Below are 17,646 nucleotides of genomic sequence, written 5' to 3'. Positions count from 1 at the left end.
GCCTCCTGCCCAGCTGCGAGCAGCCGCCCGCGCCCGCCCACCTACCCACTCAGCTACGGGCAGTCGCCCGGCCAGGCCCACCTACCCACTCAGCTGCGGTCAGTCGCCCGGCCAGGCCCGGCCCACTCAGCTGCGGGCGTTCGCCCAGCCAGCCCGCCTACCTAGCTGCCGGCAGTCGCCCGGCCCGCCCACCTACCCACTTAGCTGCGGGCAGTCGTGCCGCTGGGGCGGCACGGGTGGGCGCAGCGGCACCCCGGCAGCGCCGGGCCACCGAGACTCCCCGCCCCCACGCCAACTGCCACACCCACGGCACCTGCCACACCGGCCCCGAACCCACGGCACCCAACCGAACCCAGGCCCCCTGGTCGGCGGTCAGCGCACCGGCAGCACGCCCGCCCGGTCCGGATCCAGAAGAGGCGCCAACAGATCCCCGTACTCCCGGATACGGCCGGCCAGATCCCCCGCCGTGAAGGCCAACTCGGCAGGCCCCCGGCACCCCTCCACCTCCCCCCAAGTCACCGGCGCAGAAACCCACGGCGCGGCCCGGGCCCGCAGCGTGTACGGCGCCGCCGTCGTCTTACGCGCAGCGTTCTGACTCCAGTCCACGAACACCTTCCCGCCCCGCAACCGCCGAGTCATCCGATGCAGGGCAAGCCCCGGCATGGCCCGCTCGGCCGCCGCGGCCAACCCCTTGGCGTACTCGGACACCTCCGCCGACGACGCCCCCCGAACCCCGGCCACCAGATGCAGCCCCTTCGACCCGGACGTCTTCACCAACGCCTCGACCCCGTCCGCCGCAAGCCGCTCCCGCAACCACAGCGCGACCTCACAACACTCCACAACGGTCGCGGGCGAACCGGGATCCAGATCCAGGACCAGCCGATCGGCGGCCCCCGGCGCCTGCGCGACCCACTGGTGGGTGTGGAACTCCGCGACCAGGTTCGCGGCCCACATCAGACTCGGCAGATCCTGCACGAGCACCATCCGGGCCGGCCCCACCGACCGGGCCACCTCGGCGGTGGCGACCCAGCCGGGAGTACCCGGCGGCACGTTCTTGGTGAAGAACACCTCGCCGCCCGGCCCGTCGGGATAACGGAGGAAGGACACCGGCCGGTCCCGCAGATGCGGCAGCAGGACATCGGCGGTCGTGGCGTAGTAGTGCAGCACCTCGCCCTTGGTGAATCCGGTCGCCGGATACAGCACCTTTTCCAGGTTGCTGAGCGAGAGCCGTCGCCCCTCCACCTCTGTGATCGGCGTCATACGATGAGAATCCCACGAAACCGGTACGAAAATATCGATACCAGCGCAGACCGGATGAAAGGGTGCTGCACGTGCGATCCATCTGGAACGGCGCCATCTCGTTCGGTCTGGTCAGCATCCCCATCAAGGTGGTGAACGCCACCGAGAGCCACGCGATCTCCTTCCGGCAGATCCACGCGGAGGACGGCGGCCGGATCCGGTACCGGAAGTTCTGCGAGCTGGAGGACCGCGAGGTCACCCAGTCCGAGATCGGCAAGGGGTACGAGGACGCGGACGGCACGATCATCGAGATCACCGACGAGGACCTGGCCCAGCTGCCCCTCCCGACGGCGAAGACGATCGAGATCATGGCCTTCGTGCCGGCCGACCGGATCGACCCGCTCCAGATGGACGCGGCCTACTACCTGGCCGCGAGCGGCGCCCCGGCCGCGAAGCCGTACACCCTCCTGCGGGAGGCGCTCAAGCGCAGCAACAAGGTCGCGATAGCCAAGTTCGCCCTCCGCGGCCGGGAACGCCTCGGCATGCTCCGGGTCGTCGGCGACGCCATCGCCATGCACGGCCTGCTCTGGCCGGACGAGGTCAGGGCGCCCGAGGGCGTGGCACCGGAAACGGACGTGACGGTCCGCGACAAGGAACTGGACCTGGCGGACGCCCTGATGGCCACCCTGGGCGAGGTCGACCTGGAGGACCTCCACGACGAGTACCGGGAGGCGGTGGAGGAGGTCATCGCGGCCAAGGCGGCCGGCGAGACTCCGCCGGAACTCCCCGAACCGGCGACGGGCGGCAAGGTCCTGGACCTGATGGCCGCCCTGGAGAACAGCGTCCGGGCCGCGAAGGAGTCCCGGGGCGAGGGGCCCGCCGAGGTGACCACCCTCCGCCGACGCTCGGCGCCGAAGGAGCCACAGGGCAAGAAGTCCACCTCCACGGCCGGAAGGGCGGCCGCGAAGAAGACGGCGAAGACCACCGCGAAGACCACCGCGAAGAAGTCGACGACGAAGAAGACGTCGAAGAGCACCGCTACGGCGACCAAGAGCACCGCGAAGAAGACGGCGGCCAAGAAGACGACGACAGCCAAGACGACGGCCAAGGCAACGGCCCGCAAGCGGACGGCGTGAACCGGCGCCGCCCGTGCGTTCAGCGCGGCAGCACCCACTCCGGGGTCCAGACGGTCTCGGGCGTGCCATGGCCGGCCGACGCGGCGGCGAGATGGTCACGGAGGGTGGCCAACGCGGGATGCGGATTGTCCCGGCGCCAGAGGAGCGAATGCGGGTAGACGGGCGTCGGCCCGGTCACCGGGATACGCCTCAGCCCGTGGTTGGCGGGCCAGACGAGCCGGGTCAGTTCACCCATGAAGGTCGCCAGGGCGGGTGTGTCGGCCACCGTGTCCAGGAGCGCGTCGGAGCCGAAGTTGGGGCCGGTCGCCTCGATGGCCAGGCCGAACTCGTAGGCCAGGGCGTCGTAGTAGGCCGCCCATTCGGTACCGGGCACGATGCCGGGCATCCAGATCCGGTGCCCGGCGAGCCTGCCGAGCGGCACCGACCTGGCCGCCGCCAGCACATGGGCGGGCCCGGTGAGCAGTTGGAGCGGTTCGTCGAGGACCCGGACGGACTCGATGTCCTGGGGGAGCGGCAGCCCGGGCGCGCCCACCGCCCGGAAGGAGGCGTCGATGGCGCCGGACCGCAGCGCGGAGACGGCCGTGTCGAAGCCGTGCAGCATGACCACGTCGAGGTCGACCCCGGGATACGCGCGATGGAAGTCGCGCATCAGCCCCGACGCCGCCACGCGTGAGGCGATCACGTCGACGCGCAGCGGACGGCTGCCGGGGCGGACGGAGTCGACCGCGCGCTCGGCGACACTCAACAACTCTCGGGCGTGAGGCAGGAACGCCTGACCGTCGATGGTGAGTCCGGCACCGCGCGGAGTACGCGCGAACAGCCGTACGCCGAGATCTCGCTCCAGAGCGGCAATGCGCTTGGAAACGGCCTGCTGAGTGACTCCGAGCTCGTCCGCGGCCTCCTGGAACCGGCCCGCGTCGGCGACGGCGACAAAGGTCCGTACGGCATCAAGGTCCATCCAAAAATTCTAGGGCCACAACCAACGGTTGTATCAGATGCCACGACCGGTTGTTTGATCCAACCCGTCGGCACTCGCTTTGATGCTTCTTCGGAGCGACGGGAGGAGTTCGGCTGTGAGCGACGACGACCGCCTCGGACAACGACTGGGCGGCACGCTGGGACCCCGGTTCGGCAGACTCTGGGCCGCGTACGCGACGAGCGCGCTCGGCACATGGCTGGCCTTCGGAGCCTTCCCGCTGATCGCCGTCCAGGTCCTGAACGCCGGACCGGCCGAGGTCGCCGCACTGGCGTCGGCCGGGGCCGCGGTGGGCGCGGCCGTGGCGGTGCCACTCGGCCCATGGGTGGAGTTCCGCCGCAAACGCCGCGTACTGATCACGACGGACCTGACCCGAGCCGCGGCACTCCTGACGATCCCGGCGGCCTACGCCCTGGGAGCACTCACCTTCGTCCAACTCCTACTGGTCTCGATCACCATGGCGGCGTCCGACATCACCTTCCGGGCGGCGTCCGGCGCGTACCTGAAATCCCTCCTGCCACCGGAAGACCTCCTCAAGGCGAACACCCGCCTCGAATCGGCGACTTGGACAACCACACTCCTCGGCCCACCCCTGGGCGGCGCGGCGATGGTCCTGCTGGGCCCGGTGGCAACGGTCACGACAGACGCCCTGAGCCACATCCTGTCGGCGATGTTCCTCCGATCCCCCGACAACCGGAAGCCACCCCCAAACCCAAAAAAACCCGACCCCCCCGCCTCGCAATCCTGTTGGACGGCTGGCACCACATCCTCCAGAACGCACCACTACGCGCCCTGCTCCTCAACACCGCACTCTTCAACGGCCTGGTGATGGCCACCCAACCCCTGCTCGCTGTCCTGATGCTCGGCCAACTCGGCTTCACCCCATGGCAGTACGGCCTGGCCTTCGCCGTACCCGCCCTGGGAGGCCTACTGGGAGCCCGCCTGGCCAACCCCCTGGCAACCCGCTTCGGACGTGACGAAACCCTGGTAGCCGCAGGCACGTTGAGAACCATCTGGCCCCTGGGCCTGGCTTTCATCACTCCCGGCCCCGCAGGCCTGACCCTGACCATCGCCGTCGAACTGGCGCTGATCACGTCCTGCGCCCTCTTCAACCCCTTCTGCGCCACCTACCGCCTGGAACACACCCACCCAGACCGGACAACCCGCACCCTCACCGCGTGGGCGGTGACCACAAAGGCCACAACAGCCCTGCTCACAGCGGCCTGGGGCATCCTGGCAACCCTGCTGACCCCCCGCACGGCGATAGCCCTGGCCGGCCTCCTACTCCTGACAACCCCCCTGCTCCTGCCCCGCCCCGGACCACAAAAGGTCCGACGCCGCCCGTCATGACGCACACCCTGCACCAAACAGAAGCCGGACGGACGCACCACCGACTCGTCCCACTGGCGGACGGCTGCACCAGAGGTCCCGTCCGGTTTGCGCTCTACGCCTGGCCAGGCAGGCTGGCGACGCTCGAACAGGACTGGGTACTGCTGGTGCCCGACATGAATCCGCTCGCCCACACGGTGCCGGCGGAGTACCGCTGGATCGAACTGTTGCCCGGCACAGCCTCTGGCGGACCTGTGGCCGTGGCTGAACCCTGCGAGACGAGAACGCCCGGCAGACGGAGCGCCCGAGCGAGCCCGACCAGCCCCCGCTCCCCAAGGAGTGGCCGGACGCCGGCTGACGGTGTCGCGGAAACGCCCGGGCTGACCAGGGCGGACGCCGCAAGATTCTGTCCACGAACAGTCCACGGACCTCGTCCTAGGGCCGCTCGGCGCTGCATACGGCTGCACATACGCGAAGACCCCGGCCTCAGCGTTTCCGCTGTTGACGGGGTCTTCGGGCACCTACTACAAGGTGCCCCCGGCAGGATTCGAACCTGCGCACACGGCTCCGGAGGCCAGGGAAGAGTGAGAGACGAATGGGGCTCTGACCTGCAGGGAAGCGGCGTCATAGTGCAGAGCTGACGTAGATCATCACGCCCCTATTACGTGGACGCCCTGTCCGGCGTCGGGGCCGCGCCGTATGGTCGAAGACATGATCTCGGGCAGCGGCGGGGCAGCGCACGGCGGCGGTACGGAGTTCACAGCGGAGGGGATGGAAGTAGTCCTCCGTGAGGCGTGCGAGGCGGCCGGACTGGACCCGACCGGTGCAGAGCTCCTGCGCTTGGGATCGAACGCGGTGTACCGGCTGGCGTCCTTACCGCTCATCGTCCGTATCGCCCGTGACCCGGCTGTCCTCGCCGACATGGAACGGTCCGTGGCGGTGGCCCGATGGCTGGAGACGGTCGACTTCCCGGCAACGCGCGTGCTGGCTGGCGTCGCTCAACCTCTGGTCGTACACGAGCGGGTGGTGACCTTTTGGGAGAGCGTCCAGGAGTGCGAGGAGTACGCGACGATCGGAGAGCTGGCCGACCTGCTCCGCCGGTTCCACTGGCTGGAGGAACCCGAGTCGCTGCGCCTGCCGTACTTCGACCCCTTGGCCAAGCTGTCGGCCTCGCTGGACGGCTTGGCCGCCGTTTCCACGGAGGACCGGTCCTTCCTGGAGGAACGGGCGGCCACGCTCGCCAAGGATTACGACCGACTGGACTTCGTGCTTCCCTTCGGCCTGATCCACGGGGACGCCAACATCGGAAACGTCCTCCGACACAGGGACGGTCATGCGGTCCTGATCGACCTCGACGGGCTCACCCTCGCCCCGCGTGAGTGGGACCTGATCCTGACCGCGATCTACTACGACCGGTACGGCTGGCACAGCAAGGCGGAGTACGCAGAGTTCGTCCACCGGTACGGCTTCGACCTCATGAACTGGCCGGGGTACGAGACGCTGGCCGACCTGCGGGAGCTGATGATGGTGGCGTGGATTGGCCACCAGGCGGGCACGAGCGAGCGCTTCGCCGCAGAGTTCGCGCGACGCATGCGGTCGCTGCGGACTGGCGAAGGCCGTGACTCCTGGGGCGCTTTCTGAACCCGGCGCTCTGGTGCGGACCGCTGATCCGTGAGCGGGCGCTACAGTCCTGCGGCGATCCACAGCCTGTGCGTGCTCGCCTCTTCCCCAAGCCCACGGGCCGCGGCACTGTCGCCGGCCGCACTGAGGTTCTTGCGGAACTCGGCGAGATAGCTGACACACCGCGCAGACTTCAACTGCTCCCCTAGATCCATGGCGTCCAGAGCGACACGGCACGCCTCCTCGACGTCCCCCGCGCGCAAGTGAGCGTCGGCGAGAACCATGGTCGCGAAGAAGTCGCTTCGTACGTGGTTGCCGCTCATGGCGTTCTCGGCGTGGGCCACCGCTTGGCGGGCCCTGTTGACGTCACGGAAGCAGTGGGCGGCTTCTGCGGCCAACTCCGCTTCGTCGAAGTAGCTGATCCACTCCGGCTCGTCCGCGTTGTTTCGACTCTCAAGGGCGCTGGTCGCCGCGCTCAGAGCGGCCTCGCAGGCGGCTGCGTCTCCGGTGCGGGCTAAGGCGCGGGCCTCCATCGCGTGGAACTGGGCCCGCAACGTCGGCGTGGCCACCGGGGAGATACCCATGAGCGCTGCACGAGCGAGAGTGGCGGCCTGGGCGTACCGCCCCAAGAAGGTTGCCTGGTGACTCATTGCTGACAGGATGCTGCCCGCCAATCGGCGGTCGTTGGCGTCTTGGGCAAGCCGGAGGGCCTGGAGGAAATACCGCTGCGCGAGCCCATGGTGACAGGCGTCGTACGACATCCAACCGGCAAGGAGCGTGGCCTCCGCGACAGTGGAGAACAGGGCGCGGCCTACCTGTTCGGTGTACTGGCCGCGAAGCAGTGGGGCCACGTCGTTGTTGAGGTACTGGATGACCGAGTGGCGCGCGTGCTCCCCGCCGAACTGATCGTCGAGCTGGGCGAACATGTCCGCCGTGGTCTTGACGGCCGCCACGTCGCCGAGACCGACGCGCACTCCCTCGGTGCGGGGGCGAGGAATGCTCGGCTCCGGAGCGACTAGCCACCGAAGGGACGCTTCGTTCCACGCCGGCTCGGACGGCTCTGCCTGAAGCAGCGGGTCGAAGTGGTTGAGATCGGCGCGCCACAACTGGCTGACAGTTTGGATCGCATCGTCTGGACTGGCCGGATACGCGGCATCGAGCACGGGGGCGGCGTCCCTCGACTCTCCCTGACTGAGGCCGAGTTCCGCCGGACTTGCGGCGAAGGCATCGCAAAGCAGCGGGCCGTAGAAGCCGTCGGGTGAGCTGTGGCCGTTCTCCCAACTGGCGATGCGACGCTTCACGCTGGCTTCCGACGGAAGCTGATGCCCACGCCGAGCGGCTGCCTCGCGCAACTCCCTCACCAGCCGCGGCTGGCTCCAGCCTCTGCTGGTGCGAGTCTCACGTAATCGGACGCTGGTCGGTTTCATGGCGACGTGACCCTTCACTCCCGTGCGCATGCGACGGCGTGGCAACTCGGCCTGCTCGATCGAATGTACGCGCTGGTGATCCGTTCTTGCAGGCAGTAACCGGAGATCGTCCGCGTGGATCGGCTGACGGGGGATGACGTGACTTGGGTCGACACGTCATCCCCCGTCACCCCTCGTCATCTGCCCAGGCCAGATGGTGTGCCGCGAGTCTGGAGTCACGGCGGCACTGGGGGCCGCGCGGTACTCCGACTGAGGGCGGGACGACGTGCAGAGGATGACAAGGCGCGGCATCGAATGGCTGTCCGCGGCGGCGGACAACCCGTCCGAATGCCGCCAGGTATGGGCGGACGACCCACGGAGGCCCACCCTGCTGCCGACCGGACGGTTCTTCGACGTCGTGAGCGTGGAACAGCGCCTCGGGCTGGAGATGTTCGACCGCCTCCAGCGCAGCGGGATGCCGTTCGGGCCGGCGGTCGCCGACCGCCAGGCGCAGCGAGTCGGCTTCTTCCTCGGCTCTGAGAGCCGCGAGACCTTCATGTTCCACCTCGGACGCGAGACCTCTTCCCCGCTGCCGCATCGGTACCTCGGCAGCGGCTGCGTAGTTGTCGTACCCGGCCCCATCCCCATGTCCGACGACCGCTATCACTGGCTTCGTGCCCCGACACGTCGACCGGAGGCCAACCCGCTGCGCCCGGTCGCTCTCGCCACGGCGCTGGTCGCCTCCGCGGAACTCCTGGCCAGGATCGACCGCTTCGACGAGCAGTACCCAACCCCATACGCGGCGGTTCCCGCGCTCCCAGAAGAGAGCGACGGCTGATGCGGAACGACCCGACGGACGGCCGCGACGCTGCCGCGTGGTCGCCCCTCGACAGCGAAGGCTGGTACGCGGCCCGAAACGCGACTACCGCCCTGCGGGACGCACTTGTACGCGCTGGCTTGGAGAAGGACTTCCCTTACCTCCGGGCCGAGTTGAACGCCTTCGGTCACGGTTTGGTCGAACTGGGCCGCGTGTCCCCCGAAACGGCCGAGCGACTCGCGGAACTCCTCCGGCTGGCCCTGGCGAGCGGGTTCGGCCGAGGGCGTGACGGCGTCGACCCTGCACCGACCAATGCTGATGAGCACAAGGGAAGGATCTGAGGCCATGACCGACCGGCGAGGAGTGGTGGCCAAACGAGCGGAAGACCTGGCCCCCGGCCTGCCCTACGTACGCGGCTGGAACCGGGCACGACGTAGCGCCGGAGCCCTAGCGGACCAACTCGTACTGCTCGGCCTGGACTCCGACTTCCCCGGCCTCGTGGCTGACGTGAACGTCGCCGGCGACGGCGTAGTGCAGCTTGGGACCGTTCACCCGGCGGCGGCCGAGCTGCTGGCCGCGCTGATCACGGCGGGGCTACGAGCGGAGCGAGACGCGCGGCCTGAATCACCTGCGACCGCTCGGCGAGCAACACCTGCGGCTTGAACGGTTCCTCGTAGCCCCGATTGACTGCGGTTCGAGCGCGCTCCTGCGATCAATCGGCCTGAGCCCCGTAAGGCAGACTCCCAACGCTGTCTTACGGGGATCCTTGCTGTTCCTGCGTACTTGGTCGGTCTGCTGCCCGGCCGGGACCGGCGCCCCAGCGCCGCAGCCCGGACGAGCAGCAGACCGACCTGTGACCTCAGCTTGGGAAGCTACGATCATTTGGGGCCGAGCTGAGCGCTGACCTGGGTAAATGGCGGGCATGCGGTGCCGCCGGACCTAGCTGCCTTCGCCGTGGTTCCCCGCTGCTCCCCGCTGGATCTGGTGCGCTTATGGTGCAGTGCTCTGGGCGCGTCTGTGGCGGTGAGACATCAGAACCGGCTTGCCTGAGACGCAGGAGACCTAGGCCGTAGGCGCGTCCGCGACCCATACCAGACAGGACCGCTCTCTGCAGCGCGGAAGGATCAGTGATCACCGCCAGGCCCTCGAATCGTGTTGCCTGGAGAAAGGTTGGGTTCCTTGCTTCGCGTCTGGCAATAACAGGCTCCAACCACTGGCTGCGTACTTCAACAGTCGCTAGCCCGGAACGGGAAGCATGACGCTCCCACCAGGCAGTTGCTTCAGCAGGTCGTATGCCGAGACGCTTGCTGCGTCTTCCTGCTCTTGGCATCGCCCTAGTGGCGTTCGCGTCCAACAGGAACCGCACTAGCTGTCCCTCGAAGCCTGCCTCTGACCAAGCGACCCGCTCAACTGCTACCGCGCGGGCGTAGTCGTTGGTCAGGGCGCTGAGAAGCAGGGGCCCCGTGGTCTGAACACGCAGGATCGCGTCAGCACGGTCCATATCCAATCGGTAGAGCAGGCGACCGGTGGCCGGTGAGCCGTGCCTTGCAGTGTTCGGAGACAGGGAGCGGACGGTGCGATGAAGGTGAAGGACATCGCCGAGGTCACGCAGCACTTGTAGATTGCGCCGGTTGAGGCGCAACACGATCTGTTGGGCGCTGTGGGGTGGCTGCCACGTCTGCTGAGCGAAGCCCTCCGCCTTGGCTTGGTGCCACAGTTCGTGGAGGCGGGCACAAATCGCGTCCAACGCCTGCTCCTGTGAGGCGCCCGTGGGACGATGCGCGAGAGCCCGCAGGGCAAGCCCTCCCACCACCGCCATAAACGGGTCATATTGTGGCACCCGATCCCGGGTGAACAGGTTGTGCACGGTGGAATGCCCCAAGCCGGCGGCGCGGGCCAACTCGCGGGCTGAGGGAAACCCTGCTTCCCGATGCAACTCATGCAGTGCCGCGTTGAGGTCACGCATCCGCCCTGCTGGCAGGTCTGGCCGATTGATCTCGCCGGCACGGCCCATGTCTTGCCCCTCATGAGTTGGATGTGTATCCGCGACGCGCCGAAGATTTTGCCTGGGCCGTGGGCGTGCTCCGCGGCCGACAGGGCTTCGCCCGGCTGCGCTGCCATGATTTTCTCGCTTGCCGGGCCGACCAGAGGGCGAATGCCGCAATAACGCTGGCTGCTGCGTTCTCCAAGATGTTCACAGGGACAACCTCCCTCGGCTCCCCCCAGCTGTGGACAGTTGTGGACAGCGGAGTGCCGAACACCCGTAGAACCGGGCGAGTGCTGGCCGCTGCCAAGGAACGTTAGCGAGCACCGATCACAGAAGCCACGCCCTTAGCTTGGGAAGCTCGGGTTCTGCGAGGGCGGTTGCTGCGGTGACCTGCAGCGGAGTCATGTAGGAGTCCTGGTCGCACCCTGGGCAGCTTCCCGCTATTCCCCGTGGTTCCCCGCAGGATCTGGCACGCGAATGGCACGGTCCCTTCGGCTGGAAGGTCCCTTGGCTGAACTGGGGCCCCGGAGCGTCTGAGCCTCAGCCGACGACAGTCAGCCACGACGGCGGGCGCGCTGCCCGACCACGCACGCGTGTGCCTCGCCGCACCCCCACTGGCCTCAGCCACGCCGCCGTGCCGTCGACCAGAGCAAGCCGCGCCGGCGGAAGCGTGGTCATGAGACCTTGAGTGAGGACCTCTTTGTCCCGAAGCAACTTGGGTGGGGGTGGTGCCTTGGGCTGGTGTGACTCTCACCTGGGCTGACGGTCCGCAGACGTCCGTGCTTGTCCGCCGTTGTTCGTCGGCGTTGTCACGCGGTTAGACACTCATAGTCTGCGAAAGCAGAGCCGCAGTCGTTGGCCAGTTCCATGAAGGACTGCCATCGGTCCTCTTGGGGCGGCACTCACTGGCGCGCGCCGCCGGCGTCGTCGTGTGGGCGCCTGGAAGGTTGTAGGGGTGTGGAAGCTTAGCTTTGCCGATGGTGTTGTTCCTACCTCAAGATTCCCTGCGGCCACCGGAGGATCTGTTACACGCTGTCTTCGCTGCAGTAGAGCAGTTCTCGGGCGATTGAGCGGGTGTGGCTGAGGGACTCCATCGGTGCAGACTGCTGAAGAGTCCTAGTCCACCCCACCCTCTCGGGAGGAACCTGATCGAAACATGCACCCTGAGAGGGTTTCCGGCGATACCCTGAGGCAACGCTCGGTGGATCTTATGAAAGCTCGCGTTCTTTCCTGATAAGGAGTGTCATGGCAGCCGAGGGAAGTGCTCTTGTTTCAGCCTTTGAAATTCATGGTCTTTTCGGTACTAGGTATCTTCATGTGGATTTGGCGGGCAAAGGGGAGGACAGGCTAAAAGGTCGCCGCCTTTCACTGCTTTACGGGAACAACGGAAGCGGTAAAACGACGGCTCTCAAGCTCCTTTGGCATGCCTTGTCGCCCTCTGAGAAGGAGGGCCATCGTACGCAAATTGCACGGACGCCATTTGATCGATTTACGATTTATCTATGCAGGGGTGATGTCATCACCTTCGTGAAAACAGCCGGCCCTGTTGGAGACTTCACCGCAAGCGTCACCAAAAAGGACAAGAAGGTGGTTGAGCAGTACTATAAAGTGCTTCCTGATGGTGCTGTGACCACAGTTGGGCATATCCCCGAGAGTACCGCTCAAGCCTCCGACCAGAGGACCCTGTTTGAAATTGAAAATCCTGCACTACAACTTCCGGCACGCACGTCTTGGAGTGAATTTACATCAGAATTTCAAATCGAGATCCACAAGAGCTTTCTTAGAGGGTTCGAACAGCCTGATGCATTTGCGAAGTATCTAGAAGATCTCGGTAGTGGCCCGTACATGCTGGCTGATGACCGAAGAATCTATGGGGATGATATCGAACGGAAAGGTAATAGGAGGGGTCGACGCCTGGTTGAATCTGATGACGGCGGAAGCGGTGCATCTGTCAGTGGAGTTGCGGCAGAGCTAACCATTGCGATGCAGCGAGTTTCCGACATGATTCAGAAGATGATCATCAACGGAAATGTCTCGGGTTCCAGGGGTTCAAATAATGTGTATCTAGGGATTCTGGAGAAAATTTCCCAATCCCTCCCTAAAGAGTCCGACGTGGAAACAAGGAAAAAACTTAGCTCCAATTTGAGAGAGATTGCCAGGAAAACGACAGAATATAGCAAGTATGGCCTTGTCCCTGCCCTGCGTGAAGACTCTTTCATCGAAGTGCTAAATCGTACACCAGATGCACGGCTTGATGTCGCTGAAGATGTACTGCGGCCATTTGTGGAGGCTCAAGAGGCCCGCCTTGATGCACTGAGTCCTGTCGCTCGCCTTCTAGCTACGCTCACCCGGGAGATCGGACGGTTCTTCGAGAGTGGGGGGAAGCGGATTAGATATAAGACGCATTATGGAATTAAAGTGCTCTCCGAGGACGGAGAGTCTTTGGCGCCCGAAAATCTATCATCCGGAGAGCGGCAGATCCTCCTCCTGCTCCTGAACACCGTGCTGGCGCGCCAGAACACGCGACTATTTCTGATCGATGAGCCAGAGTTGAGTCTGAACGTTAAGTGGCAAAGGCAACTCATGGGAGCCCTTTTGGCGTTGACGGAAGGAACATCAGTCCAATTCATCGTCGCGACTCACTCCATCGAAGTGATTACCGGGCATCGAGATTCTCTAGCAAGAGTAGCACCGGAGAGGCTAGAGGATTAGTCGCAGGTGTGCGAGGAGGGGGAAGCCATGCGTGACGGGACTGCTCGAAGAACAGTAGACGAGCTTGTCACTCTCTATGAGCTTGAGCCAGAAGTTCGGGATGTCTTCGTCGAAGGAAGATCGGACCGCAACTTCCTTAAGTCGCACCTATTCACTGAGGGCGATGCGTCATTGTGCAACGTCTACGCGGTTTCCGATCGCGTCCATATCCCCGACGGAGACTTGCTGGCGGCTGGACTCTTGACAGGGGAGAGGGGGCGGATCCTGTGGCTTGCTCAACAGTTGTCTGAAAAACTGCCGGGGCATTCATCCGCTGCTTTGGTGGCGGATAAAGATTTTGCGAGTCTCGATGCAGACGTCAAAGCGGAAATTCACGGACTCGTCTATACCGACTACTCGTCAATGGAAGCTTATGCGCTTAATGATGGGGCGCTAAGTAAGCTGCTGAGAGTGACCCTAGGCGCCCCTGACTACATTTCTGCGCCAAGCCTAATACTCGCCATCAAGCCCGCACTGATATCGCTATTCCTGATCCGCCTTTGCTTGAGGCAAAGCGAAACTGGCGCCACAGTCCCTGCAAAGACCCTAAATAGGTGGGATCTGGATGATCAGTCAGAGGAAAGGGTTGTGGAAGTATTTCGTATTGCGTTGCACGGAATTCCAGCGAACGAGCGCAAGGGGAGCACTCCCGAGGGCCTGTACGGCAAATATGTCCAGTTCCAAGATGCAGTTGACGCGGAGTTTCGCAATTTTATCAATGGTCATGATGTGAGTCTAATGATCGTGAGGTATCTTAAGGTGGAGTGCCCGAATGTTTTTAGCTCTGACGCTAGACGCCCACTTCAGCACTCTGAGGTGATGGAGGTAGTCCTTATGTCATGTGTAGAGAATTCCTGGCTGGCCGACGAGCGAATGTTTCGACTTCTTCGGGGCTGGGTGCAAACCGGCGCATGGGACAGCTGAGAAGTGACACTTCGGACGCGAGGGAGAGCGGTCGGCGGAGCGGCTTTGGGGTGGCGCTGCTTTGGCGCGAGTGATCATGGCCCCGTAAAGCCGTGGAGCCGACCGCCCCAGCCACGACGTACACCTTCTCTGGCATCAAGCGGCCGATCGCTGCGAGCGCGGCACGGGTGCCGGCCGGGCTGGAGCGGGGCGGAGACAGGAGCGCAGGCCCGGCCGGCACCCGTGCCGCGCGCGGGGAGCGGAGCGAGCCGCCTTGATGACGTAGAGAAAGTCTGAGCCAACCGGGCTGTGTCACAGCCGGAACGAAAGCTCCAGTTCGTCGCCCGGGAGGTGGAACTCCTCTAGGGCCAGTGGCTTGCCGGGCTCGGTGAGGGTCGCGCGGATGATGTGGAGCATGGGGACCCCATCGGCGAGGCGGAGTGCTTGGGCTTGGTCCGGGAGTGGCATGCGGGTGCGGACGTACTCCGTGAAGTGGAGTTCGTGGCCCAGGTCGGCCAGTGCTGTGTAGAGCTCCGGCGCCGGCGGTGGGGCCTCGTCCTCGTACTTGGTGTCGATGAGTACCGAGAACGGGATGTACGTGCGGTGGAGTTGGCGGAGGCGGCCGTGGTCCGCGGTCTGCAACGCGTCGTAGGTGTACATCGGTTCGCCCGGCGGGATGCGAAGAAGGTCCGCCAGGGCTAGAGGCGCGTCGGTGCGGGTGGCTACTGGTGGCTCCGCGTCTGTCCAACGGATGCCGTCTGCCTCGACGTAGCGGCCTTCGGACGTACGGCGCACGCCGCGGGGTCGCGTGTGGCTCGGGCGGTTGTGGGGAGAGCGGGCGAAGGTGCCTCGGCCCATGATGGCTTCGACTAGACCGGAGGCCCGTAGCTCGCTCAGGCCCTGGCGGACTGTGGGGCGCGTCACGCCGAACTGTTTCGCCAACGACTCCTCGGACGGAAGCGGTTGGCCGGCAGGGAAGGTGCCGTCCAGGATGCCTTCGCGCAGGTACTCGGCGATCTGCCGGTACTTCGGCTGCGTGTTCTTCGGCGGCATGCGGGCCCTCCGTGGCCGGGGCTTGAGCGGCTGTTCGTCCTCGTAGACAGCTTGTGCACGTTGGTGAACAGCTTCGCCTATCGCTAGGTCAGTTGACAACCCGTACTACGGGTGGTCACTCTTGAGTCCGTCACCCGTACTACGGGTGGTCTAGCAACCCGCAGGATGGGCCTGAGGGTGCTGAGGACGAAGGAGATCCAAAAGAGTGGCAAGCCTTCCGATCGACACCGCGAAGTACACGGGGATCATCTGTGCCGTACCCCCGGCTCCGCGTGTCGCGAACCGTGAGACCGGTCAGCTCCGTGTTGACCGCGAGACCGGCAAGACCGTGTATCAGGTCGGGCTCTGCCTGATGGCGGGCGCGTCGGCCGACGTCGTGAACGTGAGCGTGGCCGGTGAGCCGGCCGGGGTGCAGCTCGGTATGCCGGTGGCCGTACGGGACCTGGTCGCCACGCCCTGGGAGAACGAAGGGCGACACGGGATCGCGTTCCGTGCGGCGGAGATCCGGCCCCTGAGCGCTCCCGCCACCTCGGCGGGTAAGGGGGCCGGACAGTGATGAAGCTGGCCTCCGCCGGTTCTGCCGACGCAAGTTGGCCGAGCTGGATTCTGGTGGTGGCCGCAGTGCTGGTGTCGGGTCTGCTTCTGGCGGGCCCGACCCTGCGCCGCCGCTATCCCGTCGCCTGGTGGTCGTTATGCGGCTTCCCGGCCGTGGCCTTCCAGGTCGTGCAGACCTGGCGCCCCTTGATGGCCGGGTGCGGGCTCGCCGTGAGCCGTCGGCCGGCACTGACGGTCGTGTCCGGGCTCGTCGGCAAGGGGGCACCTCCGCCCCAGCCGCGGGTGCCTCGGCGGGGCCTGATACGCCCGACCGCAGGCGGTTTCGTGCTGCTAGTGCGGCTGCTGCCGGGCCAGGTTCCGGAGCACTTCGTCAAGGCTGCGGCCGCCATGGCAGAGACCTGGCAGGTGCACGCGGTGCGGGTGACGTCCTGGAAGCCGGGGGTCGTTCGGATCGTTGCTTCTGCCGCCGATCCCTTGGCCGATCCTCGCGTGCCGAAGCAGCGGGGGCCTGGTCACCTGCTCCGTGTGGCCGTCGGCGCCCTGGAGACCGGGGCCGCGTGGGTGATCGACCTGCGGCGCATCCCGCACTGGCTGATCGTCGGGGCCACCCGCTCCGGCAAGTCGACCCTGATCAACGCACTCGTGGCGGGCCTCGCCCCGCAACCCGTCGCCCTGGTGGGGATCGATTGCAAGGGCGGCATGGAGCTGTCCCTCTACGAGCCGCGATTGTCCGCCCTGGCGACGAACAGGGAGCAAGCCGTCCGGCTGCTGGCCGCGCTTGTAGATCTGACCCTCGACCGCATGACCCTCTGCCGGGCCGCCCGCGTCCGGAACATCTGGGGCCTGTCCGACAAGGAACGCCCGGTACCTGTCGTCGTGATCGTCGACGAGATCGCGGAGCTGTTCCTCGTGGCGAGCCGTAATGAGAAGGACGAAGCGCACGCCGCCGGTACGGCGCTGATCCGGCTTGCTCAACTCGGCGCGGCGCTCGGAGTCTTCCTCGTTGTCGCCGGCCAGCGCGTCGGCTCCGACCTCGGGCCCGGGGTCACGGCTCTACGGGCTCAGCTGGGCGGCCGAGTGTGCCATCGCGTCGCCGACCCGGGGACGGCCGAAATGGCGCTCGGTGATCTCAACCCCGACGCGCTGAAAGCAGCGCAGGCCATCACCCCGGAACAGGCCGGTACGGCTGTCCTCGCCTCCGGCGACGGGTGGGAACGCGCCCGGTCCCACCTGGTCACGGAAGCGGAGGCGGAAGCGGTCGCCGCGGAGTACGCGCACCTGACTCCCGTTCTGCCCGAACTCCATGTCGAAGCGCCGTGAAAGGGGCCTGCCGTGCTGGTTTCCATGTCGGCCGTGCTGCTGCTCGGCCTGCTGATCTGGTTCCTCCTGCGCATCCGGTACCTCCGGTTGGCCGACGCGCTGCTCTGCGGAACCTTCGGCTTCCTGCTCGCCCAGACCGTCGCCGCGCCCGTGGTTCAGGGCCTCCTCGACGGCGTGAACGGCTTCCTCGGCCAGTTCCGCTTCTGACCTGGTCAACCAAACGCCCGATAAGGGGACTTGCTGTGTCCAACTACGCCATTCGTTCCGGTGATCGTGCGGCTTTCCTGGCTGGTCTGCGGGAGCTGGCCGACTTCCTGACCGCCAATCCGGCCGTCGTCGTGCCGCGTCACGCGTCCGTCGCCGTCCTCGTCGATGCCTCCGACTCCACGGCTCGACGCGAGGGCTTCGAGTGCGTCGCAGCTTCGCTCGGGGTGTCGGCGGCAGACATCGGCGACGGCTACTTCAGCGCTTGGCTCGACTTCGGACCGATCTCGTACGGCGTCATCGCGCCCCCTCCCAAGGAACGGCAGTGATCGCCCGTACGACGGGCTCCC

15 protein-coding genes and 1 pseudogene are annotated in these 17,646 nt (G+C 66.0%); 11 read left to right on the top strand and 5 right to left on the bottom strand.

From position 1 onward, the window contains the following. Positions 1-372 precede the first annotated feature (372 nt). Complete coding sequence (gene ligD, locus ABT296_RS04565) at positions 373-1,260, bottom strand: non-homologous end-joining DNA ligase (RefSeq protein ID WP_351923134.1); 888 nt, start codon at positions 1,258-1,260, stop codon at positions 373-375. Positions 1,261-1,331: 71 nt separating this feature from the next. Here ligD and ku point away from each other — a divergent pair, with 71 nt between their 5' ends. Continuing rightward, the gene (gene ku / locus ABT296_RS04560; RefSeq protein WP_502977173.1) at positions 1,332-2,375 is read left to right on the top strand and encodes a non-homologous end joining protein Ku; all 1,044 of its coding nucleotides are present in this window, start codon (positions 1,332-1,334) and stop codon (positions 2,373-2,375) included. Positions 2,376-2,394: 19 nt separating this feature from the next. Here the strand turns inward: ku and ABT296_RS04555 are convergent, their stop codons facing one another. Continuing rightward, positions 2,395-3,333 carry a LysR family transcriptional regulator gene (locus tag ABT296_RS04555; protein WP_351923130.1) on the bottom strand — a complete coding sequence of 313 codons (939 nt, stop codon included), beginning with the start codon at positions 3,331-3,333 and terminating at the stop codon, positions 2,395-2,397. Positions 3,334-3,415: 82 nt separating this feature from the next. On the opposite strand from ABT296_RS04555, the pseudogene ABT296_RS04550 reads away from it, so the two are divergent. Both ABT296_RS04550 and ABT296_RS04545 read left to right on the top strand, forming a co-directional pair. Beyond that, positions 3,416-4,701: pseudogene (locus tag ABT296_RS04550) on the top strand (MFS transporter). 690 nt (positions 4,702-5,391) lie between these two features. Next, a complete protein-coding gene (locus tag ABT296_RS04545) occupies positions 5,392-6,321 on the top strand; it encodes a phosphotransferase enzyme family protein (RefSeq protein WP_351923128.1) in 930 nt (309 codons plus the stop codon). A 41-nt stretch (positions 6,322-6,362) separates the two neighbouring features. On the opposite strand, the gene ABT296_RS04540 is transcribed toward ABT296_RS04545, so the two are convergent. Further along, positions 6,363-7,727: an NsdA family TPR-like regulatory protein gene (locus ABT296_RS04540; RefSeq protein ID WP_502977172.1), complete on the bottom strand. Its 1,365-nt coding sequence runs from the start codon at positions 7,725-7,727 to the stop codon at positions 6,363-6,365. A gap of 265 nt (positions 7,728-7,992) precedes the next feature. Between ABT296_RS04540 and ABT296_RS04535 the strand changes: the two genes are divergently transcribed. Next, positions 7,993-8,544: a bifunctional DNA primase/polymerase gene (locus ABT296_RS04535; RefSeq protein WP_351923123.1), complete on the top strand. Its 552-nt coding sequence runs from the start codon at positions 7,993-7,995 to the stop codon at positions 8,542-8,544. After that, positions 8,544-8,864, top strand: coding sequence for a hypothetical protein (locus tag ABT296_RS04530; protein WP_351923121.1), 321 nt, complete (start codon positions 8,544-8,546; stop codon positions 8,862-8,864). The genes ABT296_RS04535 and ABT296_RS04530 overlap by 1 nt, the downstream gene beginning before the upstream one ends. 518 nt (positions 8,865-9,382) lie before the next feature. Here the strand turns inward: ABT296_RS04530 and ABT296_RS04525 are convergent. Then, complete coding sequence (locus tag ABT296_RS04525) at positions 9,383-10,342, bottom strand: type I-E CRISPR-associated protein Cas6/Cse3/CasE (protein ID WP_351923563.1); 960 nt, start codon at positions 10,340-10,342, stop codon at positions 9,383-9,385. A gap of 1,413 nt (positions 10,343-11,755) precedes the next feature. Here ABT296_RS04525 and ABT296_RS04520 point away from each other — a divergent pair. Continuing rightward, positions 11,756-13,222 (top strand): AAA family ATPase, encoded by a 1,467-nt coding sequence (locus ABT296_RS04520; protein ID WP_351923119.1) that lies wholly within the window; start codon positions 11,756-11,758, stop codon positions 13,220-13,222. Positions 13,223-13,249: 27 nt separating this feature from the next. Next, on the top strand, positions 13,250-14,185 hold the full coding sequence (locus tag ABT296_RS04515) for a hypothetical protein (protein WP_351923117.1): 936 nt from the start codon (positions 13,250-13,252) through the stop codon (positions 14,183-14,185). Positions 14,186-14,476: 291 nt separating this feature from the next. On the opposite strand, the gene ABT296_RS04510 is transcribed toward ABT296_RS04515, so the two are convergent. Next, positions 14,477-15,217, bottom strand: coding sequence for a GntR family transcriptional regulator (locus ABT296_RS04510; RefSeq protein WP_351923115.1), 741 nt, complete (start codon positions 15,215-15,217; stop codon positions 14,477-14,479). Between the two features lie 205 nt (positions 15,218-15,422). Between ABT296_RS04510 and ABT296_RS04505 the strand changes: the two genes are divergently transcribed. Genes ABT296_RS04505 through ABT296_RS04490 form a run of 4 tightly spaced genes read left to right on the top strand, consistent with a single transcriptional unit; the run spans position 15,423 to position 17,625 of the window. Beyond that, positions 15,423-15,773: an SCO3933 family regulatory protein gene (locus tag ABT296_RS04505; RefSeq protein WP_351923113.1), complete on the top strand. Its 351-nt coding sequence runs from the start codon at positions 15,423-15,425 to the stop codon at positions 15,771-15,773. Further along, a complete protein-coding gene (locus tag ABT296_RS04500) occupies positions 15,773-17,092 on the top strand; it encodes an FtsK/SpoIIIE domain-containing protein (protein ID WP_351923111.1) in 1,320 nt (439 codons plus the stop codon). The genes ABT296_RS04505 and ABT296_RS04500 overlap by 1 nt, the downstream gene beginning before the upstream one ends. A 12-nt stretch (positions 17,093-17,104) precedes the next feature. Beyond that, the gene (locus ABT296_RS04495; protein WP_351923109.1) at positions 17,105-17,299 is read left to right on the top strand and encodes a hypothetical protein; all 195 of its coding nucleotides are present in this window, start codon (positions 17,105-17,107) and stop codon (positions 17,297-17,299) included. A gap of 35 nt (positions 17,300-17,334) precedes the next feature. Then, entirely contained in the window at positions 17,335-17,625 is a 291-nt protein-coding gene (locus ABT296_RS04490) for a hypothetical protein (RefSeq protein ID WP_351923107.1), read from the top strand. The last annotated feature ends 21 nt before the right edge of the window (positions 17,626-17,646 follow it).

The sequence above is a fragment of the Streptomyces sp. NPDC000983 genome (genome assembly GCF_040299205.1).
Lineage (GTDB): Bacteria > Actinomycetota > Actinomycetes > Streptomycetales > Streptomycetaceae > Streptomyces.
The sequence above is the reverse complement of the archived record's forward strand: the minus strand, read 5'-3'. Positions and strand labels throughout refer to the sequence as shown.

Coding starts and splice junctions, on each gene's coding strand:
- ABT296_RS04510 (WP_351923115.1), bottom strand. CDS start 15,217: ATGCCGCCGAAGAACACGCAGCCGAAGTACCGGCAGATCGCCGAGTAC.
- ABT296_RS04525 (WP_351923563.1), bottom strand. CDS start 10,342: ATGGCGGTGGTGGGAGGGCTTGCCCTGCGGGCTCTCGCGCATCGTCCC.
- ABT296_RS04500 (WP_351923111.1), top strand. CDS start 15,773: ATGAAGCTGGCCTCCGCCGGTTCTGCCGACGCAAGTTGGCCGAGCTGG.
- ABT296_RS04540 (WP_502977172.1), bottom strand. CDS start 7,727: ATGAAACCGACCAGCGTCCGATTACGTGAGACTCGCACCAGCAGAGGC.
- ABT296_RS04545 (WP_351923128.1), top strand. CDS start 5,392: ATGATCTCGGGCAGCGGCGGGGCAGCGCACGGCGGCGGTACGGAGTTC.
- ligD (WP_351923134.1), bottom strand. CDS start 1,260: ATGACGCCGATCACAGAGGTGGAGGGGCGACGGCTCTCGCTCAGCAAC.
- ABT296_RS04555 (WP_351923130.1), bottom strand. CDS start 3,333: ATGGACCTTGATGCCGTACGGACCTTTGTCGCCGTCGCCGACGCGGGC.
- ABT296_RS04520 (WP_351923119.1), top strand. CDS start 11,756: ATGGCAGCCGAGGGAAGTGCTCTTGTTTCAGCCTTTGAAATTCATGGT.
- ABT296_RS04515 (WP_351923117.1), top strand. CDS start 13,250: ATGCGTGACGGGACTGCTCGAAGAACAGTAGACGAGCTTGTCACTCTC.
- ABT296_RS04530 (WP_351923121.1), top strand. CDS start 8,544: ATGCGGAACGACCCGACGGACGGCCGCGACGCTGCCGCGTGGTCGCCC.